Source organism: Pseudomonas sp. CAN1, from assembly GCF_030462585.1.
In the GTDB taxonomy this organism is placed as follows: domain Bacteria; phylum Pseudomonadota; class Gammaproteobacteria; order Pseudomonadales; family Pseudomonadaceae; genus Pseudomonas.
In genome coordinates this window covers 230,498-255,363 of sequence record NZ_JASMRU010000004.1, presented here as the reverse complement: position 1 = coordinate 255,363, position 24,866 = coordinate 230,498, and the positions used below count along the sequence as shown (strand labels likewise).

The 24,866-nt window shown below is 66.6% G+C and carries 25 protein-coding genes and 1 pseudogene; 15 read left to right on the top strand and 11 right to left on the bottom strand.

The features are described from left to right. Positions 1-137: 137 nt before the first annotated feature. The 5 genes from QO207_RS08450 (at position 138) to QO207_RS08430 (ending at position 7,620) form a co-directional block, all read left to right on the top strand. Positions 138-1,046, top strand: a complete 909-nt coding sequence (locus tag QO207_RS08450) for an AraC family transcriptional regulator (protein ID WP_301532013.1) — start codon at positions 138-140, stop codon at positions 1,044-1,046. A 193-nt stretch (positions 1,047-1,239) separates the two neighbouring features. After that, entirely contained in the window at positions 1,240-2,283 is a 1,044-nt protein-coding gene (locus tag QO207_RS08445; RefSeq protein ID WP_301532082.1) for a haloacid dehalogenase-like hydrolase, read from the top strand. Between the two features lie 392 nt (positions 2,284-2,675). Further along, a complete protein-coding gene (locus tag QO207_RS08440) occupies positions 2,676-3,683 on the top strand; it encodes an acyltransferase (protein ID WP_301532012.1) in 1,008 nt (335 codons plus the stop codon). An 864-nt stretch (positions 3,684-4,547) separates the two neighbouring features. Further along, the gene (locus tag QO207_RS08435; protein WP_301532011.1) at positions 4,548-5,024 is read left to right on the top strand and encodes a BRO family protein; all 477 of its coding nucleotides are present in this window, start codon (positions 4,548-4,550) and stop codon (positions 5,022-5,024) included. 619 nt (positions 5,025-5,643) lie between these two features. Beyond that, complete coding sequence (locus QO207_RS08430) at positions 5,644-7,620, top strand: methyl-accepting chemotaxis protein (RefSeq protein ID WP_301532010.1); 1,977 nt, start codon at positions 5,644-5,646, stop codon at positions 7,618-7,620. Between the two features lie 13 nt (positions 7,621-7,633). Here QO207_RS08430 and QO207_RS08425 read toward each other — a convergent pair whose 3' ends face one another. Then, positions 7,634-8,437, bottom strand: coding sequence for a TlpA disulfide reductase family protein (locus QO207_RS08425; protein ID WP_301532009.1), 804 nt, complete (start codon positions 8,435-8,437; stop codon positions 7,634-7,636). 82 nt (positions 8,438-8,519) lie between these two features. Then, on the bottom strand, positions 8,520-9,968 hold the full coding sequence (locus tag QO207_RS08420) for a PLP-dependent aminotransferase family protein (protein ID WP_301532008.1): 1,449 nt from the start codon (positions 9,966-9,968) through the stop codon (positions 8,520-8,522). A gap of 184 nt (positions 9,969-10,152) precedes the next feature. Here QO207_RS08420 and QO207_RS08415 point away from each other — a divergent pair, with 184 nt between their 5' ends. Both QO207_RS08415 and QO207_RS08410 read left to right on the top strand, forming a co-directional pair. After that, positions 10,153-10,383 (top strand): DUF1127 domain-containing protein, encoded by a 231-nt coding sequence (locus tag QO207_RS08415; RefSeq protein WP_301532007.1) that lies wholly within the window; start codon positions 10,153-10,155, stop codon positions 10,381-10,383. A gap of 28 nt (positions 10,384-10,411) precedes the next feature. After that, positions 10,412-10,900 carry a RidA family protein gene (locus QO207_RS08410; protein WP_301532006.1) on the top strand — a complete coding sequence of 163 codons (489 nt, stop codon included), beginning with the start codon at positions 10,412-10,414 and terminating at the stop codon, positions 10,898-10,900. On the opposite strand, the gene QO207_RS08405 is transcribed toward QO207_RS08410, so the two are convergent. Together QO207_RS08405 and QO207_RS08400 are read right to left on the bottom strand one after the other, a co-directional pair. Continuing rightward, on the bottom strand, positions 10,897-12,387 hold the full coding sequence (locus tag QO207_RS08405) for a YifB family Mg chelatase-like AAA ATPase (protein ID WP_301532005.1): 1,491 nt from the start codon (positions 12,385-12,387) through the stop codon (positions 10,897-10,899). The genes QO207_RS08410 and QO207_RS08405 overlap by 4 nt on opposite strands. A 39-nt stretch (positions 12,388-12,426) precedes the next feature. Next, complete coding sequence (locus QO207_RS08400) at positions 12,427-12,705, bottom strand: accessory factor UbiK family protein (RefSeq protein ID WP_301532004.1); 279 nt, start codon at positions 12,703-12,705, stop codon at positions 12,427-12,429. A 403-nt stretch (positions 12,706-13,108) separates the two neighbouring features. On the opposite strand from QO207_RS08400, the gene glnK reads away from it, so the two are divergent. From glnK to sutA, 4 genes are all read left to right on the top strand, one after another. Further along, the gene (glnK, locus tag QO207_RS08395; protein WP_003457590.1) at positions 13,109-13,447 is read left to right on the top strand and encodes a P-II family nitrogen regulator; all 339 of its coding nucleotides are present in this window, start codon (positions 13,109-13,111) and stop codon (positions 13,445-13,447) included. Between the two features lie 41 nt (positions 13,448-13,488). Next, a complete protein-coding gene (locus QO207_RS08390) occupies positions 13,489-14,823 on the top strand; it encodes an ammonium transporter (RefSeq protein WP_301532003.1) in 1,335 nt (444 codons plus the stop codon). Between the two features lie 107 nt (positions 14,824-14,930). Continuing rightward, on the top strand, positions 14,931-15,356 hold the full coding sequence (locus QO207_RS08385; RefSeq protein ID WP_253447487.1) for a secondary thiamine-phosphate synthase enzyme YjbQ: 426 nt from the start codon (positions 14,931-14,933) through the stop codon (positions 15,354-15,356). A gap of 78 nt (positions 15,357-15,434) precedes the next feature. Beyond that, the gene (gene sutA / locus QO207_RS08380) at positions 15,435-15,767 is read left to right on the top strand and encodes a transcriptional regulator SutA (protein WP_045215410.1); all 333 of its coding nucleotides are present in this window, start codon (positions 15,435-15,437) and stop codon (positions 15,765-15,767) included. Positions 15,768-15,932: 165 nt separating this feature from the next. Here the strand turns inward: sutA and QO207_RS08375 are convergent, their stop codons facing one another. The 6 genes and pseudogenes from QO207_RS08375 to QO207_RS08350 form a co-directional block, all read right to left on the bottom strand. Further along, positions 15,933-16,625: an HAD family hydrolase gene (locus QO207_RS08375; protein ID WP_301532002.1), complete on the bottom strand. Its 693-nt coding sequence runs from the start codon at positions 16,623-16,625 to the stop codon at positions 15,933-15,935. Further along, positions 16,622-17,527: a tyrosine recombinase XerC gene (gene xerC / locus QO207_RS08370; RefSeq protein WP_301532001.1), complete on the bottom strand. Its 906-nt coding sequence runs from the start codon at positions 17,525-17,527 to the stop codon at positions 16,622-16,624. The genes QO207_RS08375 and xerC overlap by 4 nt, the downstream gene beginning before the upstream one ends. 34 nt (positions 17,528-17,561) lie before the next feature. Continuing rightward, positions 17,562-18,263, bottom strand: coding sequence for a DUF484 family protein (locus tag QO207_RS08365; RefSeq protein WP_081515190.1), 702 nt, complete (start codon positions 18,261-18,263; stop codon positions 17,562-17,564). 11 nt (positions 18,264-18,274) lie between these two features. Further along, positions 18,275-19,105, bottom strand: a complete 831-nt coding sequence (gene dapF / locus QO207_RS08360) for a diaminopimelate epimerase (RefSeq protein WP_301532000.1) — start codon at positions 19,103-19,105, stop codon at positions 18,275-18,277. A gap of 79 nt (positions 19,106-19,184) precedes the next feature. Continuing rightward, positions 19,185-19,349, bottom strand: a pseudogene (locus tag QO207_RS08355) (diaminopimelate decarboxylase); the annotation flags it as partial. A 92-nt stretch (positions 19,350-19,441) separates the two neighbouring features. Beyond that, positions 19,442-19,582 carry a lipoprotein gene (locus tag QO207_RS08350; RefSeq protein WP_301531999.1) on the bottom strand — a complete coding sequence of 47 codons (141 nt, stop codon included), beginning with the start codon at positions 19,580-19,582 and terminating at the stop codon, positions 19,442-19,444. A gap of 151 nt (positions 19,583-19,733) precedes the next feature. On the opposite strand from QO207_RS08350, the gene QO207_RS08345 reads away from it, so the two are divergent. The 4 genes from QO207_RS08345 (at position 19,734) to rnk (ending at position 21,898) form a co-directional block, all read left to right on the top strand. Then, a complete protein-coding gene (locus QO207_RS08345; RefSeq protein WP_301531998.1) occupies positions 19,734-20,795 on the top strand; it encodes an AraC family transcriptional regulator in 1,062 nt (353 codons plus the stop codon). Then, positions 20,792-21,127 carry an iron donor protein CyaY gene (gene cyaY / locus QO207_RS08340; protein ID WP_301531997.1) on the top strand — a complete coding sequence of 112 codons (336 nt, stop codon included), beginning with the start codon at positions 20,792-20,794 and terminating at the stop codon, positions 21,125-21,127. Before QO207_RS08345 ends, cyaY begins: the two co-directional genes overlap by 4 nt. Continuing rightward, complete coding sequence (locus QO207_RS08335) at positions 21,105-21,311, top strand: DUF1289 domain-containing protein (protein ID WP_301531996.1); 207 nt, start codon at positions 21,105-21,107, stop codon at positions 21,309-21,311. Before cyaY ends, QO207_RS08335 begins: the two co-directional genes overlap by 23 nt. Before the next feature lie 182 nt (positions 21,312-21,493). Then, positions 21,494-21,898 (top strand): nucleoside diphosphate kinase regulator, encoded by a 405-nt coding sequence (rnk, locus tag QO207_RS08330; RefSeq protein WP_301531995.1) that lies wholly within the window; start codon positions 21,494-21,496, stop codon positions 21,896-21,898. A 44-nt stretch (positions 21,899-21,942) separates the two neighbouring features. On the opposite strand, the gene QO207_RS08325 is transcribed toward rnk, so the two are convergent. Beyond that, positions 21,943-24,792 carry a class I adenylate cyclase gene (locus tag QO207_RS08325; protein WP_301531994.1) on the bottom strand — a complete coding sequence of 950 codons (2,850 nt, stop codon included), beginning with the start codon at positions 24,790-24,792 and terminating at the stop codon, positions 21,943-21,945. Between the last annotated feature and the right edge of the window lie 74 nt (positions 24,793-24,866).

Sequence of the window (24,866 nt, the reverse complement as noted above, 5' to 3'; positions counted from 1 at the left end):
CGCTCGGGTTTTTGTCGGTTGCTCTCGGATTGCTTCCGGCACCGATGGAGGACTTGCCCTGGAGGGAAGGAGGTAGCGGCGTTTACTTGGCTGATCTCGCGGGTAATCTGTAGGCCCTTTCCTGCGTGTGGAACGCCATGAACTCCATCGACCGCCTGATCCAGCTCGCCGGCCTGCGCGGCAGCCTCGACCTGCGCTGCCAACTCCAGGGCGACTGGGCGCTGGATCACGAACAGGCGCCGGGCGGCGTGGCGCAGTACCACATCCTGCTGTCGGGGCGCTGCCAGGCGGAAATGCCTGACGGGCAGGTCCTGCAGCTGCAAGCCGGCGACATCCTGGTCTTCCCCCGCGGTGGCGCGCACCTGTTGCGCAGCCAGGGGCCGAAGGTCAGCCCGGCGCCCGCCCAGGTCAGCCACGACGGCCTGCTGCCGGTGCACCGCATCGGCAGCGCAGGCGAGGCGCTGGATATCCTCTGCGGCAGCTTCCACTACCAGCGCGACTCGCTGCTGATCGGCGCGCTGCCGGCGTTCCTCAACATCTCCAGCCAGGAGCTGGGCCTCAGCGAGCAACTGGCCGCGCTGGTCGGCCTGCTACGCGGCGAGGCGGATGGCAACCAGGCCGGCGCGCGCTTCCTGGTCGATGCGCTGTCCTCGGCGCTGTTCACCCTGATCCTGCGCGTCTACCTGCAGGAGTACGTTCCTGCCAGCGGCACCCTGGCGCTGCTCGCCGACAAGCGCCTGAGCCGCGCCTGGCAGGCGATGCTCGACGACCCCGCCCACGAATGGACCATCGAAGCGCTGGCCGAGCGCGCGAACATGTCCCGCGCCACCTTCATGCGCCTGTTCACCCAGGTGGCGGGGCTGTCGCCCTGGGCGCTGCTGACCAAGGTGCGCATGGAGCTGGCCCACCGCCTGCTGAGCAGCTCGCAGCTGAGCCTCACCGATATTGCCGCCCAGGTCGGCTACCAGTCCCAGGCGTCCTTCACCAAGAAATTCAAGGAAACCTACGGCGACGCCCCCGGCCGCCTGCGCCGCGCGGTGAGCTAGACCAGCTGTCGCGGCCGGGAAACCTCCTTGGCGCGGATGGATACGTCCTGCCGCCCTCGCGACGATTCACGTCGCTGCCGTCGCAGAGCTGAAACAGCGCTTTGCTAGGGTCATTGCTGGACTAGTCCAGTGAAGGCCCGCCATGGGCCTTCCCCATACCCACAAGACCACTCGGGGGAACTCCATGAAGCCCATGCGCACCTTGCTCGCCGGCCTGATCCTGGCCGGCCTCGCCAGCACCTCTTTCGCTGCCACCGAGCTGAAACACTGGCCCGCGCCGGCGGCCAAGCAGCTCGACGCCCTGATCGCCGCCAACGCCAACAAGGGCGCCTTCGCGGTCTTCGACATGGACAACACCAGCTACCGCTACGACCTGGAGGAATCGCTGTTGCCCTTCCTCGAAATGAAAGGCGTGCTGACCCGCGAGAAGCTCGACCCCTCGCTCAAGCTGATCCCCTTCAAGGACGTCAACGGCCACAAGGAAAGCCTCAACAGCTACTACTACCGCCTCTGCGAAGTCGACGACCTGGTCTGCTACCCGTGGGTCGCCCAGGTGTTCTCCGGCTTCACCCTCAAGGAGCTCAAGGGCTACGTCGACGAACTGATGGCCTACGGCAAGCCGGTGCCCAGCACCTACTACGAAGGCGACGTGGTCAAGACCATCGAGATCAACCCGCCCAAGGTCTTCACCGGCCAGCAGGAGCTGTACAACAAGCTGATGGAGAACGGCATCGAGGTCTACGTGATGACCGCCGCCCACGAGGAACTGGTTCGCATGGTCGCCAGCGATCCGAAGTACGGCTACAACGTGAAGCCGGAAAACGTCATCGGCGTCACCACCCTGCTCAAGGACCGCCAGAGCGGCGCCCTGACCACCGCACGCAAGCAGATCGCCGAAGGCAAGTACGATCCCAAGGCCAACCAGGACCTGGAGATCACCCCCTACCTGTGGACCCCGGCAACCTGGATGGCCGGCAAGCAGGCGGCGATCCTCACCTACATCGACCAGTGGAAGAAGCCCATCCTGGTCGGCGGCGACACCCCCAGCAGCGACGGTTACATGCTGTTCAACGGCACCGCCGAGAACGGCGTACACCTGTGGATCAACCGCAAGGCCAAGTACATGGATCAGTTGAACGGCATGATCAAGAAGAATGCCGAAGCCCAGGCCAAGCTCGGCCAGCCGGTCACCGCTGACAAGAACTGGGTGATCGTCACCCCGGAAGAAATCCAGTAAGCGCTTAGCGCCTGCGTAGGAGCGGACTTCGTCCGCGATAGGTCCGCCTCGCGCCGGATGCCATCGCGGACAAGTCCGTTCCTACGCCTATCCCATCATCGGAGCGCAGTCGTTCTGGTAGGGCGCATAACGCGCCAGCGTTATCCGCCTGGGTGCTTGCGGCGGATAACCCGTTCTGGGCTATCCGTCCTACGGTCTGCCAGAGAAAACGCTCCGGCGTGGCACATCGTCGTCGGAATAGGGCGGGGCTTCCGGATGCTTCAGTCAGGAGTCTCGGCCAAGTTCGCAAGCCCGATCACATAACCTGCCTCGCTACCGGCCAGACGATGCCCTGCGCGAGCACCCTGCAAGTGAACCCTCGAAATACCCCCCAGACATTCGATTACCTGCTCATGCTGCGTGGGCTTTGCGCGGTAGCGGTGATCTTTCGCCATTACTCCTTCTCCCTCGCCGAGATACCCGGGCTGGCCGGCCTGGAGTGGTTGTGGCGGCCCTTCGGGTATGTGCCGGTCCTGCTGTTCTTCTGCCTGAGCGGCTTTCTGATTACCCAGGGTTTCGTGCGTCGACGGTACGATGCCGCCTCCCCTTCGGACTTGTATTGCTACTACATCAACCGGGTGTTGCGGGTCGTGCCGCTGTACTACCTGTCTATCCTGGTTTGCCTTTACCTCTACTGGCCGAGCGCACAAGCCCGGCTGGATGAGGTTGCCTCGCTGTTCTGGTTCATGGGCGCCTACAAACAGAGCGATGTGGTGTTCAACCACGTGTACTGGAGCCTGCCGGTGGAGATGCTGTTCTTCCTGCTCGCGCCCCTGGTGTACCTGGTCTGCAATGCCTGCTACCGGCGGCTGGGGCTGTTGGGTTCGCTGAGTCTGGTAATCCTGGCTTATGGCGGGTTCAGTGTGGAGCTGTTTGGTGGCATTCCCCAGGAAAGCAGCGTGGTGCTGGGCCGCGCGGAATGGAACCGCCTCGCCCATCTGGATGCGCTGTACAACTTCCAGGTGTTCTTCCTGGGGGCTATCGCAGCCATCCACCTGGAGCGCCGGGAAGACCGGCCGCGCTGGTCGCGCTGGTCGCCGTTGCTCAAGCTGGGTCTGATTCTTAGCCTGCTGCTGTTGCTGGAAAGAACCGGGAGCGTAGGGGACCGCCTGTTCGAGCAAGGACGGGTGGATGTCGTCACGCTGTACTTCCTGCTGCCCTTGCTCGGCTTGTGGTTCCTCGGTTTTGCCAGGGTCTATGCCGGGCCGCGTGTGCGGACGGTCTGGCGTGGTGGCGTGGCGTGGCGTGGCGGCGCGGGCTGGAAGCTCTGGGGCACTGGGCCTATGCACTGTATCTGCTGCATATGCCGGTGCTGGCGCTGGTTGGCGGCACCGGCTGGTTTGCCGGGCAGGAGCGGCTGATCAACGTCGTTGCGCTGCTCACGGTACTGCTGGTGTCCGCACTGGTTTATCACTTCATCGAAAAGCCCATCCTGCGCCTGCGTACCTGGCCTGAGCATCAGCCACTCAGTGGGGCTGTCGTTCCCAGGTGATCGAGGGGGCGGTCTGACAGCTTTGAGCGGCCCCAGGCGTTGGTGGCCTCGGTCTGCGTTGCCGATGTTCACGAGCAATAACGATGGCGTCCCCCTCGCTCCTGCGGATCAGGCTGACTCCGCTGCGCTTTTGCAGGAGCGAGCTTGCTCGCGAACCGCCCAACGCCGAACTCCCCCCGTAGGAGCGGACCTTGTCCGCGAATCCTTCCGCCGCACCGGGCGTTATCGGCTGAACTCGATGGGCTGCGTGGGCGCCGAGCCTTGGCGTTTACCGGGTGGTGACAAGTCCGCCGCAATGGATATCGCGGACAAGGTCCGCTCCTACAGGATGACCCTGACGCAGGGGATTTCGCGCGGAAATACCCGACGGCCTCGCAGTTCCTGAAAGCCGCTGCACCGATCCGGTACTGCCGCTGTGGGGTGCTTGGGAAGGTCCCTACACTCCCGCGGCGTTGCGGTCCTACGAGTCCACTGCTTAGCGTTCCGTCCTGCCACAGCGTCATCGTGGCCAGGCGTAGAAACCTGAACATTTGACAGTGATCGCCATGGGCGGGGCAGTCCGGCACCTCTTCGGTGCCGGGCTCGCTTTGCTCTCCATGGCGGGCCGTGTGAGGCGGGCTTCGGCCCGGCCGGTTTAGTGCTGTCTAATGTCCGGTTTTCTACCCTTGCACGGTCCGCCTCCCCCTTTCGGCAGTTCGGGCGGCGGCTTCTTGAATCAGCAAGGAGCTCCAGCATGAATCTCTCGATTTCCCCGGCCGACGATGGCCTGATTCCGAGCCACTTCGTCCGCTACAACCGGCAACTGCGTGCGCTGCTGATCGAGCAGCAGGCCTGGTTCGTCGCGCGCGATCTCGGCAAAGTGCTCAGCTACAAGATCACCGGGCCCTTCTTCTCTCGTCTGGACAGCGACCAGCACCGCCACGAACGCATCGCCGGCAGCGCACAGCCGGAACTGCTGATCAGCGAAAGCGGCCTTTATGSCCTACTGCTGGTCTACTGCTACCACCCGGAAAACCGCAGCCTGCGCCAATGGCTGACCAACGAAGTGGTGCCGGCACTGCGCGACCAGTTCAACCACGACACCCGCCTGCCGCGCCGCCGCATGCAGCACCTGCTCGGCGAATCGCTGCCGGTGATGGATTGGCAGGGCAATCTCTGGCTGCGCTGGCGCGATGCCGTGAGCCTGATGGAACACCACCTGCACGCCTGACACCGGTATTTCCAACCGCGCAGGAGCGGACTCCGTCCGCGATAGGCCCGCCTCGCGCCGGATGTCATCAGCGGAGCGCGGGTGTTCTGGTAGGGCGCATAACGCGCCAGCGTTATCCGCCGTGGTGCCATCGGCGGATAACCCGTTCCGGGTTATCCGCCCTACGGTCTGGAGTGGTGATGTTCGCGAGCAATAACGATGGCGTCCCCCTCGCTCCTACAAGGACGCACCGGAACCGACCTGTAGGAGCGAGCTTGCTCGCGAACCGCCCAACGCCGGACTCCCCCGTAGGAGCGGACCTTGTCCGCGAATCCTTCCGCCGCGCCTGACGTTGACGGGGACCTTGGTGGCGAAGCGGGCGCCTGGCCGTGGTGCTTTCCTGGTGGTGCGGATTCCGCCGCGATGGATTTCGCGGACAAGGTCCGCTCCTACCGTCAAAGGCCGTTACCTCGTCTGAAACCCCCGTCCCACGCTATTTCCGGGTGAACGACTCAAGTATTATCCGCCCCCGCCGATAACCTCGGCAGCCAGGCGTACCCCGCCGGCACTCCCCTCGAACCGAAGCTGGCCGCTCCTCGAACCACGGGCGACGGCCTGCCGTTGCGTGCAGAAACAGAAAATGACTCAACCCCGCTCCCGCATCGCCCTGCAGTTGGCGATGGCCCTGGCTGTGCTGCTGATCCTGTTGATCAGCGGCAGCACGCTGTTTGCCTTGCGCTCGCTGGACAGCGCTACCCTGACCACCCGCGAAGAACACCTCGCCAGCGAAGCGCGCCTTTTGGCGGACCAGCTGGAAACCTTCCACGGCACCCTGCGCGAGAGCACCCAGCGCCTCGCCGGCCTGTTCGAGCAGCGCTTCGCCGCCGGCCTGAAAGCGCGCATGGACGAGCGCGTGCCGGTCGCCGCACTGCAAGCCCCGGCGCTGTACCTGGGCGACACCCGCCTGAATGGCGACTTCACCCTGGTCGACGAATTCCGCCAGCTCACCGCCGGCGTCGCCACCGTGTTCGTGCGCGATGGCGAGGACTTCGTGCGCATCACCACCTCGCTGATGAAGCAGGACGGCAGCCGCGCCATGGGCACCGTGCTGGACCACAACAGCCCGGCCTATCCGCTGCTGATGCGCGGCGAAAGCTACGTCGGCCGCGCACTGCTGTTCGACCGTTTCTACATGACCCAGTACACCCCGGTGCGCGATGCCAGCGGGCGGGTGATCGCCGTGCTGTTCGTCGGCTTCGACTACACCGACGCGCAGAAGCGCCAGTTCGACAACCTCGGCCGCTTCCGCCTCGGCCAGGGCGGCTCGCTGGCGCTGCTGGACGAACAGCACCACTGGCTGGTGCCGCCGGCCGGTGCGCGCAATCCCGAGCGCGCCGCCGACAACCTCGCCGGCCTGCTGGACAGCCCCGGCCGTGGGCGCTTCTGGAGCGACGGCCAGGACGACTTCTACAGCGTGGCGCAGCCCTTCGCCGGCGGCCCCTGGACGGTCGTGGCGAGCATGCCCAAGGACGAAATCCGCGCGGTGACCTGGCGCGTCGGTGGCCAACTGGCCATGGGCAGCCTGATTGCCATGCTGCTGGCGGTGATCGCCACCACCTGGCTGCTGCAACGTCGCCTGCGGCCGCTGGGCGACCTGGTGCGCCAGGCCCATGCGCTGGGTGCTGGCGACCTGGGCGCGCGCCTGTCGGTGGCCAGCCGTGACGAGATCGGCGACCTGGCGCGAAGCTTCAACCAGATGGGCGCGGCGCTCTCCAGCATGGTCGAGCGCGTGCGTGGCGCGGCTGAGGAAGTGGGGCATTGCTCACGTTCGCTGTCGGGCCTCTCCAGCGGCGCCTATGCCGGCATGGAGCAGCAGTCCGGCGAGATCAACAGCATGGCCGGCGCGGTGGAGGAGTTCAGCGCCACCTCGATGGACATCGCCGACAACATGCGCAGCACCGAGCGGATGGCCAGCGAGAACACCCGGCAGACGCGCATCGGCCTGCAGTCCATGGACGATGCCTCCGCCGCGCTGGCGCAGATCGCCGGCGCGCTGCAGCAGACCGTGGAGCGGGTGAGCCGCCTGGGTGCTCGTTCCCAGGAAATCGGCAGCATCGTCGGGGTGATCACCTCGATTGCCGAGCAGACCAACCTGCTGGCGCTCAACGCCGCCATCGAGGCCGCCCGTGCCGGCGAGCAAGGCCGCGGGTTCGCCGTGGTGGCCGATGAAGTGCGCAGCCTGGCGGCGCGCACCCAGGCCGCTACCACGGAAATCTCGCAGATGATCGGCGCCATCCAGCAGGACACCGGCAGCGCCACCGAGACCATCGAGCAGGGCAGCCAACTGATGCAGCACGGGCTGGCGCTGAACGAGAAGGTTGCCGCGGCGCTAGCGCAAATCTCCCAGCAGAGCAGCGCGGCCGGCGAGCAGTTCGCCGCCATCACCACCGCAACCCAGGAGCAGAGCCGCACCGCGACCCTGCTCAGCAGCAACCTGCAGGGCATCGCCCAGGCCAACAGCGAACAGCGTCAGGTGGTGGCGGACCTGGCGCACACCGTGCGCGAGCTGGACAGCCTGGCCGCCGGCCTGCGCGACGAGGTCGGGCGCTTCCGCTGAAGCGCCGGGCGAGTCAGTCCTTGAGCTGGCCCAGCCCGTACTCCAGGCTGGCGGCGGACAGTTCGCCCATCTGGCTGTGCTTCAGGCGCCCCTGGGCGTCGTAGAACAGGGTAGTGGGCATGCCGTAGGAACCGGTCGCCTGGCCGAGGCGGTTGCCGCTGTCGAGCAGCACTGCCGCGTCGCTCAGGCCCTGGTCGCGCAGGAAGCGCTGCACGGCCTCGGCGTTCTCGCCCTGGTTGACCAGCAGGAAGCGCACATCGCTGCGCTGCTTCTGCGCGGCCTCCAGCACCGGCATCTCGCGCCGGCACGGCGGGCACCAGGTGGCCCAGAGGTTGACCACCATGGGCCGGCCGTCCAGCGCGCGCAGGTCGACGGCGGCGCCGCGCAGGTCCATCACCTTGAGTGCGGGAATCTGCTGGCTGCGGTCCAGCGCTGAGGTCACCGCCTTGCCGCCACCCCACAGGCACACACCCACAACAGCGGCGACGGCCAGTGGGCGGCGCAGCTCTGTCCGCTTCCAGGCCAGCAGCGCGCCGATCAGCGCGGCGGCAATCACCCCCGGCAGGGCGAGAAAGCCGCCATCGCGGATATCGACGATGCTCAGTGGCGTCGCCGCGTACTGCTCGAAGTAGCGTGCGACAAAGGCCAGCCGCGCCACCAGCAGGCCGCCGATGAGCATGGCGAACAGCGCGCCTTCCGGGTTGGCGCCGCGCTTGCGCCCGGCCAGCCAGCCGGCCAGCAGGGCGCCGAAGAAGCCGAGGTAGAGCAGCACGTGGGGCAGGGGAATGGCCAGCGGGCCGAGGGTGAGACTGGTCAAAGCGGGTGCCTGGCAAAAGGAAACCAAGGTACAGCAGGGCGCTGCCCCGCGGCAGCGCCGGGCTGTGGATAAATGTTTCGCCTCAGGCCGGCATTGGCTCGGCCTGCTGCTCGCGCAGCTCGGCGGTCAGCCGCCTGGCGCAGGCGCCGACCTTGCGCACCGCATCCTCGATCACCGCCAGGTCGCGGTTCGAGTAGTTCATGCGGACGCAGTTACGGTACTTGCCCGATGCGGAAAAGATGTTACCCGCCGCCACCTGCACGGTGTCGCGGCGCAGCTCCTGGTTCAGCCGCACGCTGTCGAACAGCGGGTCGAACTCGACCCAGAGCATGAAGCCGCCGCGCGGCCGGGTAACCCTCGCGCCCTCGGGGAAGTAGCGGCCGACCCATTCGGTCATCAGGTCGCGATGGCGCTGGTACTGCGCGCGCATGCGGCGGATGTGCGGCTCGTAGTGACCGCCGCCAACGAACTCGGCCAGGGCCATCTGCGGCTGCGGTGCGCAGGTGCCGCTGGCGATGTACTTGAAGTGGAGGATGCGATCCAGGTAGCGCCCCGGCACCACCCAGCCGGTACGCAGGCCGGGCGCCACGGTCTTGGAGAAGGAGCTGGCCAGCAGCACGCGGTCGTCGGTATCGAAGGACTTGATGCTGCGCGGGCGCGGGTAGGCATAGGCCAGTTCGCCGTAGACGTCGTCTTCCAGGATCGGCACGTCATAGCGCGCCGCCAGCGTCAGCAGGGCGCGCTTGCGCGCGTCGGGCATGATGTAGCCCAGCGGGTTGTTGCAGTTGGGGGTGAGCAGGATGAGCTTCACCGGCCACTGTTCCATGGCCAGTTCCAGCGCTTCCAGGCTGATGCCGTTGGTGGGGTCGGTGGGGATTTCCAGCGCCCGCAGGCCGTACGCCTTGAGCGCCTGCATGGCGCCGTGGAAGCTCGGCGAGTCGATGGCGACGATATCCCCCGGCTCGCAGATGGCGCGCAGGGTGATGGCCAGCGCTTCCTGGCAGCCGGTGGTGATGACGATCTCGCTGGGCGGCACCTGGCAGCCGGAGTCCAGCATCAGCCGGGCGATCTGCTCGCGCAGCGGCAGCGAGCCCTGGATGCCTTCGTAGCCCAGGCTCTGCAGGTCGGTCTTGCGCGCGGCGTGCACCATCGCGCGCTGCAGCGGCTTGAGCGACGGGCTGGCGATGTCCGGCGTGCCGCGCCCGAGCTGGACGAAATCGCCGCCCGGCGCCCGGCGTACCTGTTCCAGCACCTGGTCCCACTGCGATACGTCTACCGGCCGCTGCGCCGGGCGGGTCATTGCCGGCATCGGCGGCAGCTCGCGGCGTTCGGGCACGAAATAGCCGGACTTCGGTCGCGGCTCCACCAGCCCGGAGTCCTCCAGCACGCGGTAGGCCTGCTGCACCGTGCTGATGCTGACGCCGTGCTCCTCGCTCAGCGCACGCACCGAGGGCAGGCGGTCGCCGGGGCGGTACAGGCCCTGCTCGATGCGCTCGCCAAGGGTGGCGGCCAGCTGTGCGTAGCGTTTCATGACAGATCTCCCGTGCCGGATCGGCTCGACGGAATGCAGTACAGATCGGCAGAAAATACGCCATTCAGAAGGATTTCGCCCGTTTCTGTATGGAAAAAACTTCCTCAGGTTGAATCTGTAATGCTTTTCGCCGATTCGTCACGCTAGTCACACGTCTGAAAGACCCGACTGGAGGAGCGACGTCATGAGCGGCCTGAGCGATGTGCGGCTGACCCTTTACCAACAGGAACTGCTGGAAATCCCCGGCGTGCGCGAAGCCTCGCGCGCCCCGCAGGAAAACCGCTGGCAGCAGTTCTGGCGCCGCGTGCGCACGCGCAAGCAGCTGCTGGAGCTGTCCGATGCGCAGCTCAAGGATATCGGCGTGACCCGCGAGCAGGCGGTGATCGAAGCGATGCGGCCGTTCTGGCGCTGCTGATCAGAAATTGACCCTACAGGGAGTGCTTATGAGCGAGACGCGCGCTGCTGCGTTCGAAAGGATCGCCGCCGAACTCGGCTACGACTTCAGCGGTGAAATGAAGATCGGCGGCAACTACGTGCCCTTCCTCATCGACGGAAACCAGGTGCACATCAGTGGGCAGATTCCTCGGGTGGGTGATGAGATCGTCGTCACCGGTCGAGTGGGCAGCGAGGTATCGCTGGCCGATGCCCAGCGGGCGGCCAAGGTCTGCGTGATGCGTGCCCTGGCTCTGGTGCGCCAGGCACTGGGCGATCTCGACCGGGTGCGCAGGGTGCTGCAGCTCAACGTGTTCGTGCAGTGCGCCGAGCAATTCACCCAGCTGAGCGAGGTGGCCGATGGCGCTTCGGCGGTGCTGTACGAAGTGCTGGGTACGGCCGGCGTGCACACGCGCACTTCGGTCGGCGTCTATCAACTGCCGAAGGGCGCGGCGGTCGAGCTGAACCTCCTCGCCGTCGCGCAGGACCTGCCCGGCTAGTGCCCCGCGCGGTACTGCAGCGCTTCGGCCAGGTGCGGGCGGGCAATAGCGTCCGCCTGCTGCAGGTCGGCGAGGGTGCGGGCGACCTTGAGAATCCGGTGCAGGGCGCGCAGTGACAAGTTCAGGCGCTCGCCGGCCTTCTCCAGCCAGGCCTGGTCTTCCGGGGTCAGTGCACAATATTGGTGCATCTTCTTCAGGGTGAGAAAGGCGTTGGCGCAGCCCTGGCGGGTGAGCTGGTGCTGGCGTGCGGCGGCGACCTGGACGGCCAGTTCGGCGCTGCTGGTGCTCGGCCCGCTGGGCGCGAGGCTGGTGCTTTCGCGGCTGACAGTGAGGTGCAGGTCGATGCGGTCCAGCAGCGGCCCGGAGAGCTTGGCGCGGTAGCGCTGGATCTGCTCCGGCGAGCAGCGGCAGCGCCCGCTGGGGTCGCCGAGATAGCCGCAGGGACAGGGGTTCATCGCCGCCACCAACTGGAAGCGCGCCGGGAAGCGCACCCGGCCGTTGGCGCGGGCGATGACGATCTCGCCGCCTTCCAGCGGCTCGCGCAGCACCTCCAATACCTTGCGATCGAACTCCGGCAGCTCGTCGAGGAACAGCACGCCTTCGTGGGCCAGGGTGATCTCTCCCGGCTGCGGGCGACTGCCGCCACCGACCAGTGCGGGCGCGGAAGCGGTGTGGTGGGGCTGGCGGAATGGGCGTTGCGGCCAGTGGGTTAGCGGCCCGCGCCCGGCGACGGAGTGGATCGCCGCCACCTGTAGCGCCTCGTCTTCATCCAGCGGCGGCATCAGGCCGGGCAGGCGGCTGGCGAGCAGGGTCTTGCCGGTGCCAGGCGGCCCGCTGAACAGCAGGTTGTGCGCGCCAGCGGCGGCTACCAATAGCGCACGCTTGGCAGCGGCCTGGCCTTGCACTTCCGAGAGATCGGGGTAGGGCGGTGTCACCCGCATCAGGCCGTTGGCCTCGTAGGGGCGCAGGCGCTCCTGGCCGCTGAAGTGCGCGGCCAGCTCCAGCAGGTGGCCGACAGCGTAGACGGTCAGGCCGCTGGCGAGGCTGGCTTCCTCGGCATTCTCCTTCGGCACCACCAGGGCGCGGCCGGCGGCACGGGCCGCCAGTGCGGCGGGCAGTACGCCGGGCACCGGTCGTAATGTGCCGGAGAGCGCCAGTTCGCCCAGGCATTCCAGCTCATCCAACCCGGCAGCGTCGGCCAACTGGCCGCTGGCGGCGAGGATGCCCAGGGCGATGGCCAGGTCGAAGCGCCCGCCATCTTTCGGCAGGTCGGCCGGGGCGAGATTGAGGGTGATACGTCGGTTGGGGAAGTCGAAGCCGGAGTTGAGCAGGGCGCTGCGCACGCGGTCCTTGCTCTCCTTCACGGCGCCTTCGGGCAGGCCGACCAGGGTCAGTGAAGGCAAGCCGTTGGCGAGGTGCGCCTCGACGGTGACGCCGGGCGCTTCCACGCCGACCTGGGCGCGGCTATGGACGATGGCGAGGGACATGGATCACTCCTGGATTCCATGCCGCCCGCCAGGCGGGGCTTATTCTTCGGCGGCGGGGGCAGGTGCGGCGGGCGAGAGCCTGGCTTCCATTTCCGCGACCTTGGCTTCCAGCGCTTCGAGGCGGGCGCGGGTGCGCGCCAGGACGACCATCTGGCCGTCGAATTCGTCGCGGCTGACCAGGTCGAGCTTGCTGAAGGCGCTCTGCATCAGAACCTTGAACTGGGCTTCCAGCTCGGCCTTCGGCAGGGGCGATTCGCCACCGAACAGGCGTCCGGCTTGTTGGCTGATGGCATCGAGGAAGGCTTTGGGCGGCAGCATGGTTCATGGGTTCCGGATTGAATCAGAGCGCAGTCTATCACGCAGCCAGCGGCCGCTGCGGCGTGCGGGGTTGCACGCTTTTTGAGCAGTGTGCCCGCTTGGCGTGCGCGCTTTCGGTGCGCCAGAGCGGCGCTGGCGATTCGCCAGAAAGCCCGGTTTAAGGCCAAGTGCCTGATGCCACGGGCCTTTTCACGAACTGGCAAGCTTCATGCTTTGGGGCATACATGGCGTGCACCGATGCAGTTCCGGTGCGGCAGGCGAGGCGGTGGATCGCTTCGAACAAGGCAGTCGGAGTGCTGAGGTAGGGCGGCCGGCGCATTACAAAAGCCAGACACTGCGCTTAGACTTGTCTCCGGGTTCGTTCTTCCTGGGGCGGGTCCACCAAAACACGGGAGAGAGTTACATGAAGCTAGTCACAGCCATCATCAAGCCGTTCAAGCTGGACGACGTTCGTGAGTCGCTGTCCGAGATCGGCGTGCAGGGCATCACTGTGACCGAAGTCAAAGGCTTCGGCCGGCAGAAGGGTCACACCGAGCTGTACCGTGGCGCGGAATACGTTGTCGATTTCCTGCCGAAGGTGAAGATCGACGTCGCCATCGCCGATGACCAGCTGGATCGTGTTATCGAAGCCATCACCAAGGCCGCCAACACCGGGAAGATCGGTGACGGCAAGATCTTTGTCGTAAATCTGGAACAGGCGATTCGTATCCGTACCGGCGAAACCGGCACCGACGCGATCTAAGCCAAGCCCACACCGAACCCCACGCCCCAGGAGAAACAACAATGACTCTGCGCAAATACGCAGGGCTAGGCGCCCTATTGCCTCTCGCAATGCCCGGTCTGGCCTTGGCCGACGAGGCTGCGGCCCCCGTCCTGAACAGCGGTGACACGGCCTGGATGCTGATTTCCAGCGCCCTGGTGCTGCTGATGACCATCCCTGGCTTGGCGCTGTTCTACGGCGGCATGGTGCGCGCCAAGAACGTCCTGTCGATCATGATGCAGTGCTTCGCGATCACCGCGCTGATCAGCATCCTCTGGGTCGTCTACGGCTACAGCCTGGCCTTCGATACCGTCGGCATGGAAAAGGGCGTGGTCAACTTCGCCTCCTTCGTCGGTGGCTTCGACAAGGCCTTCCTCAGCGGCCTGACCACCAGCGGCCTGACTTCCGCCGCCGCGCTGTTCCCTGAGAGCGTCTTCGTGATGTTCCAGATGACCTTCGCGATCATCACTCCGGCCCTGATCGTCGGCGCCTTCGCCGAGCGCATGAAGTTCTCGGCCATGCTGATCTTCACCGCGCTGTGGTTCACCCTGGTCTATGCACCGATCGCCCACATGGTCTGGAGCGGTGACGGCGGCCTGCTGTGGGACTGGGGCGTGCTCGACTTCGCTGGCGGCACCGTGGTGCACATCAACGCCGGTATCGCTGGCCTGGTAGCGTGCATCGTGCTCGGCAAGCGCAAGGGCTACCCGACCGCAGCCATGGCTCCGCACAACCTGGGCTACACGCTTATCGGCGCCGCCCTGCTGTGGATCGGCTGGTTCGGCTTCAACGCCGGTTCCGCCGCTGCCGCCAACGGCACCGCCGGCATGGCCATGCTGGTCACCCAGATCGCCACCGCCGCCGCCGCCCTGGGCTGGATGTTCGCCGAGTGGATCACCCACGGTAAGCCGAGCGCCCTGGGCATCGCTTCCGGCGTGGTTGCCGGCCTGGTCGCCATCACCCCGGCTGCCGGTACCTGCGGCCCGATGGGCGCCATCGTCATCGGTCTGTCCGCTGGCGTGATCTGCTTCTTCGCCGCCACCAGCCTCAAACGTGCCGTCGGCTACGACGACTCCCTGGACGCCTTCGGCGTGCACGCTGTCGGCGGTATCGTCGGCGCCCTGCTCACCGGCGTGTTCGCAGCACCGGCCCTGGGCGGCTTCGGCACCGTGACCGACATCGGCGCGCAGCTGTTCACCCAGTTCAAGGGCGTGGCCTTCACCATCGTCTACACCGGTATCGTCAGCTTCGTGATCCTCAAGGTCCTGGACCTGGTCATGGGCCTGCGCGTCACCGAGGAAGAGGAAACCGTGGGTCTGGACCTCTCCCTGCACAATGAGCGTGGCTACAACCTGTAAGGGTTAGCGCAAGTTCGACGAAGGGCGCCCTCGGGCGCCCTTTGTTTTTTTTGACAGCACGCTAGAATGCGCGCGCATCACCGTTAGCGACGGAAGGATTGCCCGCCATGTGGCAGCAGAAGAGCATCACCCTGCGCCCTCGCCCGCGAGGTTTCCACCTGGTCACCGACGAGATCCTGGCTGCGCTGCCAGAGCTGTCGAAGTGCCGGGTCGGCCTGCTGCACCTGCTGTTGCAGCACACCTCCGCCTCGCTGACGGTGAACGAGAATGCCGACCCCTCGGTGCGCCGCGATTTCGAGCGATTCTTCAATCGCCTGGTGCCCCAGGGCGAGAGCGGCTATGAACATGACTACGAAGGTCCTGACGACCTTCCGGCGCATTTCAAGTCGAGCCTGCTGGGCTGTCAGCTGACGCTGCCGATACAGGGGGGAGGCTTGGCAATGGGCACCTGGCAGGGTATCTATCTGGGCGAGCACCGTGACCACGGCGGCCCGCGCAGCATAGTGGCGACCTGGCAGGGCGAGCTTGTATGAATTTTTTCCGGCGGCGTTCGTCAAAGCGCGCAGCTGGGCTATAACTAACGTGCTTTGCAGCACCACAGAGGTTGAACGATGAGCGACGAAGAACTGGAACAGGACGAGCTGGACGGCGCTGACGAGGACGATGGCGAGGAACTCGCCGCAGCGGACGACAGCGACGCCGAAGCAGACAGCGGCGATGGGGATGAAGCCCCTTCTCCCAAGGGCGGTGGCAAGAAAGCCAAGGCCGCTGCGGAAGAAGAGGAACTGCCCTCGGTCGAAGCCAAGCAGAAGGATCGTGATGCACTGGCCCGTGCGATGGAGGAATTCCTCACTCGCGGCGGCAAGGTGCAGGAGATCGAGCCGAACGTCGTGGCCGACCCGCCGAAGAAGCCGGATAGCAAATACGGCAGCCGCCCTATCTGATATCTGACGCGATACGAAAAGCCCCGCTGCTCCGAGAGGAGTGGCGGGGCTTTTTCATGTCCGTTTGTAACGGACCTGTAGGAGCGAGCTTGCTCGCGAACCGTTTGAATCCCGTGCTGGCCGGGAGCTTTGGTTCGCGAGCAAGCTCGCTCCTACGAAAAGCCGTCAGAGTTTGGCGAGAACGTCCGGCAATTCTGAGAGGTTGTGGATGATCGCGCTGGGCGCCTCTTCGCCATCCCACGGCTTGCGCGCCGGGTTGAACCAGATCGCCTTCATGCCCGCGCGGCGTGCGCCGGCGATGTCATCGCTGGGGTGGTCGCCGATGTGCACGGCGTGTTCCGCCGCGACGCCGCCGCGCTTGAGTGCTTCCTGGAAGGGGTGCGGATCGGGCTTGCCGACGCCCAGCTCTTCCGCGCACAGGGCGAACTGGAAGTAGTCGGCCAGGCCCAGGCGGCGCACGTCGGCGTTGCCGTTGGTGAGTACGCCGAGGATGAAGCGGTTGGCCAGTTGCTCCAGGGTCGGGTGTACCTCGGGGAACAGCGCTACCTGGTGCCGCGCCTGGAGGAAGGTCTGGAAGCCGGCTTCGGCCAGATCGCTGGCCTCGGCCTGTGGGTAACCCGCATCGAGCAGGGCGTGGAACAGGATGCGCCGGCGCAGCTCGCTCAGCCGGTGGCGCAGCATCGGGTCCTGCTCCATCAGCCGCGAGCGGATCGCCCACAGGTGTTCGATGGGCACCGGGCCCAGTTGCGCGGCGTTCACCGCCAGCCAGTCGCGCAGGGTGGCTTCTGCGCTGTTCATCACCGGGGCGACGTCCCACAGCGTGTCATCGAGGTCGAAGGTGACCAGGCGGATACTCATTCTTCTGCTCCGGGTTTACGGCGTGCGCGTGGGTGCGCCTGGTCATAGACCGTGGCGAGGTGCTGGAAGTCCAGGTGGGTGTAGATCTGCGTGGTGGCGATGTCGGCGTGGCCGAGCAGCTCCTGCACCGCGCGCAGGTCCTGGGACGACTCCAGCATGTGGCTGGCGAAGGAGTGCCGCAGCATGTGCGGATGCAGGTGCTGGCCCAGCTCGCGCACGCCGGCTTCGCGCACGCGCAGCTGGATCGCACGGGGCGTCAGGCGCTTGCCGCTGCGGCCGATGAACACGGCGTTGTCCTGCGGCGAGGCGAGGGCGCGCAGTGGCAGCCAGTTCTCGATGGCTTGCCGTGCGGCGCGGCCGACTGGCAGTTCGCGGACCTTGTTGCCCTTGCCGTGTACGCGCACCAGGCCATCCTTGAGGTCCAGCCACTCCAGGTCGAGGCCGACCAGTTCGGAGAGGCGCAGGCCCGAGGAATAGAACAGCTCCAGCAGCGCCTGGTCGCGGCGGGCGATGAAGTCGTCCTCGACGCCGCCATCGAGCAACTGCGCGGTGCGGTCGGTATCCAGCGTGCGTGGCAGCTTGCGGGCGCCCTTGGGCGCGGACAGGCCGTGAGCGGGATTGTGCCGGCAGCGGCCCTCGCGGATCAGGTACTGGAACAGCCCGCGGGTGGCCGACAGCAGGCGCGCCAGGCTGCGGCTGGCGAGGCCCTGCTGGTGCAGGCGGGCGACGAACATGCGCAGGTCGCGCACTTGCAGCGCAGGCCACTCGTTCAGCGAGGATTTTTCGCAGAGTGCGGCGAGGCGCAGCAGGTCGCGGCGATAGCCGTCGAGGGTATGGACGGACACCTGGCGCTCGCTGCGCAGGTGTTCCAGGTAGGCATCCAGATCGGCTTCGAGCGACAAGCGATCAGCTCCCAGCGGTGAAGGCCCGGCGGGATCAGCGCACCGAGCGCAGTGGCGTGGAGAAGCGCGGCAGGGTCCGGGCGAGAACTTCGGCGACGTAGCCGAGGAACAGGGTGCCCAGCGAGCTCTTGTAGTGCTGCGGGTCGGGGCTGCCGATGGCCAGTACGCCATGCAGGCCCTGGAAGGTCAGCGGCACCACGGCGGCGGAGCCGACCTGCTCGCGTTCACTTTCGCAGAACAGGAAAGCCAGTTCGTGGGGGCGCAGCACGCCGCAGACGGTCTTGCCACCCGACAGCAGGCCGCCGATGGCCTGGTGCGCTTCGGCGCTGCTCACCGAACGACCGACCGGCAGGTTGTTGTCGCTGAACAGGATCAGGCTGACGTAGGGCACGAGAAATTCGTGACGCAGGCTGTCTTCCGTGGTGCTGACGATTTCTTCCAGGCTGGTGGCGTCGAGCAGGTCGAGCACCAGGCGGCGGGTCTTGTCGAACAGGCGGTCGTTGTCGCGGGCGACGTCCATCAGCTGCGACAGCCGATGGCGCATCTCGATGTTGCGCTCGCGCAGCAGGCGGACCTGGCGCTCCACCAGCGACACGGCATCGCCCGGCTGGTGCGGAATGCGCATCTCCGGGATCAGCTCGTCATGATCGACGAAGAATTCAGGGTGCCGGCGAAGATAATCGGCGACCTGTTCGGCTTCGAGCGTAACGGTGGGGTCCTGCGGAGTATCGGTCATAAGCGTCCCGGTTATAGACGTACCTGGCCTTCGAACACCCGCACGGCGGGCCCGGTCATCATAACGGGCTCACCCGGTCCTGCCCACTCGATGGACAACCGTCCGCCGGGAAGGTCGATTTGTACCGGTGATTGCAGCCAGCCCTGGCGGATGCCGGCGACCGCGGCGGCGCAGGCGCCCGTGCCGCAGGCCAGCGTCTCGCCGGCGCCACGTTCCCAGACGCGCAGGCGCGCCTGGTTCGGGTTCACCACCTGCAGGAAGCCGATGTTGGCTTTCTGCGGGAAGCTTGGATGGACTTCGAGCTTCGGCCCCAGGGTGCGCACCGGCGCGCTGTCCACGTCATCCACGCGCAGCACGCCGTGCGGGTTGCCCATGGAGATGGCTGCCAGCTCGTAGGCCTGGCCTTCCACTTCGAGGCTGTAGCTCAGCGCTTCAGCTTCGGCCTGGAACGGTATCTGTGCCGGCGTCAGGCGCGGCGGGCCCATGTCGACGACGACCTGGCCGTCATTGGCGATGGTCAGTTCGATCATGCCGCCCTTGGTTTCCACGCGGATGGTCTTCTTCGCGGTCAGGCGCTTGTCGACCACGAAGCGGGCGAAGCAGCGCGCGCCGTTGCCGCACTGTTCGACCTCGGTGCCGTCGCAGTTGAAGATGCGGTAGCGGAAGTCGGCGTCCGGGGTGCTCGGCGGCTCGACGATCAGCAGTTGATCGAAGCCGACGCCGAAGTTGCGGTCGCCCCACTGTTTGACGTGGCGTGGTTGCACATGGGCGTGCTGGCTGACCAGGTCGAGGACCATGAAGTCATTGCCCAGCCCATGCATCTTGGTAAAGCGCAGAAGCATCGTCGTCTCGGCCTCAGTCCGGCTGCAGGCTTACGCTGGCGAGTCGCTCTTGATGTGGCCCGCGGCGATGTGACGCCTGCGCGGCCGAGCGATCCGCCAGCACCTCGGCGGCGCGGCACCGGGTGTTGTAGTTGGAATTCATGACGAAACCATAGGCGCCGACCGCAGGTACGGCCAGCAGGTCACCTTCTTCCGGGGCGGGGCTGCGGAGCCGGGAGCGGGGCTCACCGGTCACACAGAACGGCAGGTCGAAACGCGGGGCGTACACCGAAAACGGCGCCACTCCCACGACCGGTTGCCCGTCGCGGACGTTGAAGGCGTCCATGGGAAGCGCCCTCAGAGACCGTAGCGGTCCTTGCTGTGTTCGTTCTTGGCCTTTTGGTCATCCGGCAGGTACAGCGGGCCTTTCTGGCCGCAGCCGGCCAGCGCGGCGGTGAACACGGCGAGCGCGACGAAGGGAAGCAGCAGTCGCTTCATGGCGGAATCCTTGTAATAAAGCGTCAATTGCCCCGGAGTATACCGACCCCCCGCCGCCTTGCCTATTCAAGCGGGCGCCCGCCCGGCGGGGCTTGCGGCTCGCGCCGGAAGGGCCAGTGGCCCTATGATGGCGGCAAAAATGGAAATGCCGATGGATTATCGCGATCCCCTGCCCAGCTCGGTGTCGGTGGCCTACCTGCAGGGCCTGGTCGAACATCTGCAGCGCCAGGGTGTGGAACCGGCGCAGTTGCTGGCCACCGTGCACCTGGAACCCTCGATTCTTGCCCAGCGCGACCAGCGTATCGCCGCCAGCGCCTATCTGGAGCTGGTGGGTGCCGGCGTGCGCCTGAGCGGCGACGACAACCTCGGCCTGCATCTGGGCGAGGCCGTCCGCCCCGGCTACTACGGTGTGCTGGGTTACCTGATCATGAGTTGCGCGACCCTCTCCGACGCCCTGCACCGGCAGGCGCGTTATGCCGCGCTGGTGGGCAACCTCGGCCGTGTCGAGCTGGCCGACGAGCCGCCGCGCCCAGGCTGCGAGGCGCTGGTGAAGCACAGCTGGGAGCCACTGCTGCCGCAGCAGCAAAGGCAGATGAGCGAGGAGACGCTGGCCGGCTGGGTCAGCTTCGGCCACTGGGTCAGCGGCGTCGACGAGGCGCCGTTGGAAGTGCGCTTCAGCCACAGCGCCCCGGCCGATATCAGCGAGCACCAGCGCATCTTCCGTTGCCCGGTGCTGTTCGATCAGGCGGACAACGCCCTGGTCTTCCCCAAACGCCTGCTCTCGCTGCCTCTGGGTCAGGCCGACGCCCAGGTGCAGCGCACCCTGGATGCCTACGCCGAACGCCTGCTGGTGGAGATCAACAAGGGCGACAACGTCCTCGACCGTGCGCGCCTGGAGCTGGCGAGGCAGCTGCCGGAGCAGGGCGCCGATCTTGAGCGCCTGTCGCAGACCCTGGCGCTGAGTCCGCGCACGTTGCAGCGGCGGCTGCGCGACACCGGCCTGTCGTTCAGCCAGCTGGTGGACGAAACCCGCCAGCAGCTGGTGCTGCACTACCTGCGCGACCCCGCACTGGACAGCGCCGACATCGCCTACCTGCTGGGCTTCAGCGAAGCCGGCTCGCTCGCCCGTGCGTTCCGACGCTGGACGGGGCAGAGTCTGGGCGAATACCGGCGTAAACTGGTGCCTTTGACTGATCCCGAGGACGATGCATGAGCACTTTGAGCGAAGCCCGCTTCCATGACCTGGTGGACGCCCTGCAGGTAACGGTGGAGGACGCCTTCGACGACAGCGACCTGGACCTCGACCTGGAGAATTCCAGCGGCGTGCTGACCGTACGCTTCGAGAATGGCACCCAGCTGATCCTCAGCCGCCAGCCGGCGCTGCGCCAGCTGTGGGTGGCGGCGCGTTCCGGGGGCTTCCATTTCGACTACGACGAATCCGGCTCGCTGTGGATCTGCGACAGCACCCGCGAACCGCTGGGTGCGCTGCTCAATCGCGCGACCCTGGAGCAGGCGGGCGAGGATGTCGACTTCCCCGGCATCTGAACCGCAGGCGAGCGTCGCCTCGCCCTGCTGCCGGCGCTGCTGCCTGGACGATGCGGATATCTGCGTCGGCTGCGGGCGCACCCTGGGCGAAATCCTGGAGTGGAACGAGGCGGACGGCGAGCGCCGCCGGGCGATCCTGGCGGACTGCGAAAAGCGCCGAAACAACCACTCACCGAAGTGGTGACTGGTCGGTGTTGCTTATTTTCTGTGCTGTGTTAGTGTCCAGAAAAACCCCGCCTTGGGCGGGGTTTTTCTTTTTTTGGAATTCACTGCGCGTTCGCCCGCGAACGTCTTTACTGCCAGAACACCCAGGGCCCCGAACGCGCGAGCGTCCGGGGCTCTCCTGTAAGGAGACTGCCAACCATCATGACCACGACACCCATCACCGTTACTCGACTCGACCTGCAACGTCTGGAGCGCATGCTCGACAGCCTGGATGAGTACGGCCCCGCTGCCGAGGCGCTGGAGGCCGAGCTGGCCCGTGCCACGGTCGTCGGCCACGACGAGATACCGCCGGGCGTGGTCACGATGAACTCCACCGTGCGCTGCCGCGAGGAAGGCAGTGGCAAGGAATACCACCTGACCCTGGTCTACCCGGCCGACATGAAGGGCGAGGGCAAGGTGTCGATCCTGGCGCCGGTCGGCACCGCGCTGCTGGGCCTGACTACCGGGCAGACCATCGACTGGCCGGCTCCCAGCGGCAAGACGCTGAAGCTGACCCTGTTGGAAGTGGAATACCAGCCCGAGGCGGCCGGCGACTTCGATCGCTGAGTTCCCGTCGGGAACCTCCCTCCCCGGGCGCCCGGTCCAGCCGTTCAGGCTTCGGCCAGCGCCCGGTTCAGAGCCTGCTCCAGGCTCTGCTTGTAGCGCAGGAAATGCACCGTCTGCAGCTCTCCGCCTTCACGCATGGCCGACAGGTCCATGTCGGTGATGTAGCACGGGTAGCGCTCCTGTCCGCGCCGCCGATCGAGGATGTGCCGGGCCACGGCCTGGAACAGCTCGCTGCCGAACTCCAGTTCCGAGAACTCGCGGTGGTTGCAGAACAGCGTGGTGCGCGCGCGCTGGCCTTCGCCCGGTTCGACGATCGCCTGCACGTTGTAGAACGGCAGCGCTTCCAGCGCTTGTGGAGCGTTGCGCCGTTCGATGCGCTGGGCACGCTGGTGACCGTTGGTCACCAGTTCGTAGAAGAGAATGTCGGCGCCTACCGGGCCCTGGGCCTCCAGTAGCGAGATCACCGCGTTGCGGCGGTACTGCACCGACTGCAGGAAGCGTTGCAGCGGCAGCAGCAGGCCTTCCTCGCTGTCGTATTCCTGGCGCCGCCGCCAGAGGGCGTTGCGCTCGTCGAGGATGGTGATTTCCGCGCTGCCTTCGTCCAGGCGGTAGAACACCTGCACGGTGTTGGCGCGGCCCAGCGGCAGGATCATGGCGAGGTCGTCGCCCTCCAGCGCGTGCCGGTCCAGTTGCAGGAAGCCGCTGTCGTCCTGGGTGTCGCCCAGGTGCTCGACCAGCGCCGGCAGCCCGTCGATCACCCGGTGGCTGACGTTGCCCGGCACCAGGTGCAGCAGGTGGAAGTGCTGGCGCACCTGCAGCAGGTAGCGCCCGCCCTTGCCGCTGGCGAGCTGCGCATGGGCGTCGCGGAACAGTTCCTCCACGCGCTGGGCAATCGCCGTGGCGCGGTTGCGGCAGTAGCAGCGCACCAGCAGGCGTGGCGGCGGTGCATCGCCGGGCACGGCGTTGAGGAATTCACGCAGGCAGTCGAGCAGCGCGTGGGGCCCCGAGTAGCGGCTGACCAGCAGCTCGTTCCAGCTGTTCAGGGTGATCTGGTCGAGGGTCAGCACCAGGTTCTCGCGCACGCCGGAATAGCCGAGGGAGTCGGTGCGCTCGGTGGTCATGTGCACGTTCATCTGGCTGTGCTGGCGCAGCGGGTCGATGCCGACGTTGACCAGCAGCAATACCTGGGACGGCACCGCGCTGCGCAGCAGGGCGCTTTCCGGCACCTCGTGCAGCGGCAGCGGTACGGCCTGCTGCAGGCAGCCCAGCAGGTTCTGCAGTTCGAACTCGCTGAGGTCGCTGCTACCCGGTTGCAGCGACAGCCGCGTGGTGGCGTCGATCACGCCGTTGCGGTGGCTCCAGGCGAGCAGCTCCATGAGGTCGCGGGCGCGGCGCAGCGGGGCGAAGTCGGCCATTTCCTGCAGCGACAGGTTGCCGCCGAACAGCGCCCAGTAAGGCGGCTTGCCCGCTTCGCCAGCGGGCAGGTGGGCGAGGGTGAGGATGTCCTCGGCCATGTCCGGGGCGATGCCGGGGTTGATGAACTCGACCTTGCCGGCCTTGCGTTCGAAGGCGGCGTACAGGCGCCGGCCGAGGATGCCCAGGTCGCGGGCGTTGATGCCGCTGGCGGCCTGCTGCAGGCGGGCGAACTGCGAGAGGAAGCGGTAGCTGTGGGTCAGTTCGTTGACCAGCGCGCGGCGCTCCAGCAGCACCTGGCGGACCTTCCACTGGCTGCGGCTGTCCAGCGCCCCGTAGGCGCGGCTGTCCCACTTCCACGGTGCCGAGACGCGCTCCATGACCTTGCGCTGCCAGCTCTTGTGGCCCTGGCGTGGCGGTCGGCTGAGCTTCTTGCCGACCTTCAGGTAGAGGCAGCGGCGGATCAGCTCCAGGCGTTCCTGCTCGCCGCGCGCCACCAGGTATTCCTCCAGGCGGCGGTAGAGCATCACGTAGGGGTCGAGTTCTTCCACGTCCAGCTGGCCGGAGTAGATCGCCTGCTTGTAGCGCAGACTGAGGCAGGCAACCTTCGGGTGCTCGCTGGCGTAGACCTCGGTGAGCAGCAGCTTGAGCACCGATTTGTAGGGCGACTCGATGCCCTTGAACAGCTGCCACATGCCGGCGCCGATGAACTCGCCGGGGGGAATGTGCGCCAGGTGACCGAGGTCGAGGAAATCGTCGGCGCGGATGAAGCGCTTGCTCAGCAGGGTCTGGCAGTACTCGGCGTAGCGGCCTTCTTCATAGACCGGCACCAGCCACCACAGCGGCGTGCGCCCGCCGAGCCAGATGGCGGTGCGGTAGAACTCGTCGAGCAGCAGGTAGTGCTGGCTGGTGCCGCAGTCGTCGGAGGTCAGCCGGGCTTCGCGCGCGCCCTGGGTGAAGCGCAGCGGGTCGACGAGGAAGCAGTGCACCTCGGCGCCCTGGGTTGCGGCCCATTGTTCCAAGAGCTCGCACTTGCGGCGCAGCTCCGTCAGCTCGCGCTCGGTGAGGTCGGAGGCGTGGCAGACCCACAGGTCGAGGTCGCTCTGTTCGGCCTGGGCGACGGTGCCCAGGCTGCCCATCAGGAACAGCCCATGGATCGGCAGCGGTGGGTTGCCGCGACGGGTCTTGTAGCTGAAGGAGCGGGTCAGGCGCTGGGCCTCGGCGAGAATCTCGTCGTCCGGGACGAAGTTGGACAGCCCGGCGGGTGTGCTGGCCGAGACGTAGCCGGGCAGCAGCGGGTGGTTCACGTCCAGCAGCAGCGGCAGCAGCTTGAGCACCAGCTCCTGGCGTGTGGACAGTGCCTCGCTGGCCCGTTGCAGACGCGCCTGGTTGACCTTGAGAAAACGCTGACGCAGCTGCGCCAGCACTTTTCGGTCGATGCCGTCGTCGAGGTCCGGGCGGATTTCGTGGGTGAGCGTCATGGCGTACTGCTGTCTGGCCAGCGGCGCCGCATCAGGGAATGCGGCGCTCGGAAGTGTGCCAGTTTATCGCCCGC

What these genes read in the sequence shown, in the direction of transcription:
- cyaY (WP_301531997.1), top strand. Translation starts at nt 20,792, where the DNA reads ATGAGCACTTTGAGCGAAGCCCGCTTCCATGACCTGGTGGACGCCCTG.
- QO207_RS08335 (WP_301531996.1), top strand. Translation starts at nt 21,105, where the DNA reads ATGTCGACTTCCCCGGCATCTGAACCGCAGGCGAGCGTCGCCTCGCCC.
- QO207_RS08440 (WP_301532012.1), top strand. Translation starts at nt 2,676, where the DNA reads ATGCTGCGTGGGCTTTGCGCGGTAGCGGTGATCTTTCGCCATTACTCC.
- QO207_RS08365 (WP_081515190.1), bottom strand. Translation starts at nt 18,263, where the DNA reads ATGACCGATACTCCGCAGGACCCCACCGTTACGCTCGAAGCCGAACAG.
- glnK (WP_003457590.1), top strand. Translation starts at nt 13,109, where the DNA reads ATGAAGCTAGTCACAGCCATCATCAAGCCGTTCAAGCTGGACGACGTT.
- dapF (WP_301532000.1), bottom strand. Translation starts at nt 19,105, where the DNA reads ATGCTTCTGCGCTTTACCAAGATGCATGGGCTGGGCAATGACTTCATG.
- QO207_RS08350 (WP_301531999.1), bottom strand. Translation starts at nt 19,582, where the DNA reads ATGAAGCGACTGCTGCTTCCCTTCGTCGCGCTCGCCGTGTTCACCGCC.
- QO207_RS08415 (WP_301532007.1), top strand. Translation starts at nt 10,153, where the DNA reads ATGAGCGGCCTGAGCGATGTGCGGCTGACCCTTTACCAACAGGAACTG.
- rnk (WP_301531995.1), top strand. Translation starts at nt 21,494, where the DNA reads ATGACCACGACACCCATCACCGTTACTCGACTCGACCTGCAACGTCTG.
- QO207_RS08345 (WP_301531998.1), top strand. Translation starts at nt 19,734, where the DNA reads ATGGATTATCGCGATCCCCTGCCCAGCTCGGTGTCGGTGGCCTACCTG.
- QO207_RS08325 (WP_301531994.1), bottom strand. Translation starts at nt 24,792, where the DNA reads ATGACGCTCACCCACGAAATCCGCCCGGACCTCGACGACGGCATCGAC.
- QO207_RS08410 (WP_301532006.1), top strand. Translation starts at nt 10,412, where the DNA reads ATGAGCGAGACGCGCGCTGCTGCGTTCGAAAGGATCGCCGCCGAACTC.
- QO207_RS08445 (WP_301532082.1), top strand. Translation starts at nt 1,240, where the DNA reads ATGCGCACCTTGCTCGCCGGCCTGATCCTGGCCGGCCTCGCCAGCACC.
- QO207_RS08390 (WP_301532003.1), top strand. Translation starts at nt 13,489, where the DNA reads ATGACTCTGCGCAAATACGCAGGGCTAGGCGCCCTATTGCCTCTCGCA.
- QO207_RS08405 (WP_301532005.1), bottom strand. Translation starts at nt 12,387, where the DNA reads ATGTCCCTCGCCATCGTCCATAGCCGCGCCCAGGTCGGCGTGGAAGCG.
- sutA (WP_045215410.1), top strand. Translation starts at nt 15,435, where the DNA reads ATGAGCGACGAAGAACTGGAACAGGACGAGCTGGACGGCGCTGACGAG.
- QO207_RS08400 (WP_301532004.1), bottom strand. Translation starts at nt 12,705, where the DNA reads ATGCTGCCGCCCAAAGCCTTCCTCGATGCCATCAGCCAACAAGCCGGA.
- QO207_RS08375 (WP_301532002.1), bottom strand. Translation starts at nt 16,625, where the DNA reads ATGAGTATCCGCCTGGTCACCTTCGACCTCGATGACACGCTGTGGGAC.
- QO207_RS08430 (WP_301532010.1), top strand. Translation starts at nt 5,644, where the DNA reads ATGACTCAACCCCGCTCCCGCATCGCCCTGCAGTTGGCGATGGCCCTG.
- QO207_RS08450 (WP_301532013.1), top strand. Translation starts at nt 138, where the DNA reads ATGAACTCCATCGACCGCCTGATCCAGCTCGCCGGCCTGCGCGGCAGC.
- QO207_RS08420 (WP_301532008.1), bottom strand. Translation starts at nt 9,968, where the DNA reads ATGAAACGCTACGCACAGCTGGCCGCCACCCTTGGCGAGCGCATCGAG.
- QO207_RS08385 (WP_253447487.1), top strand. Translation starts at nt 14,931, where the DNA reads ATGTGGCAGCAGAAGAGCATCACCCTGCGCCCTCGCCCGCGAGGTTTC.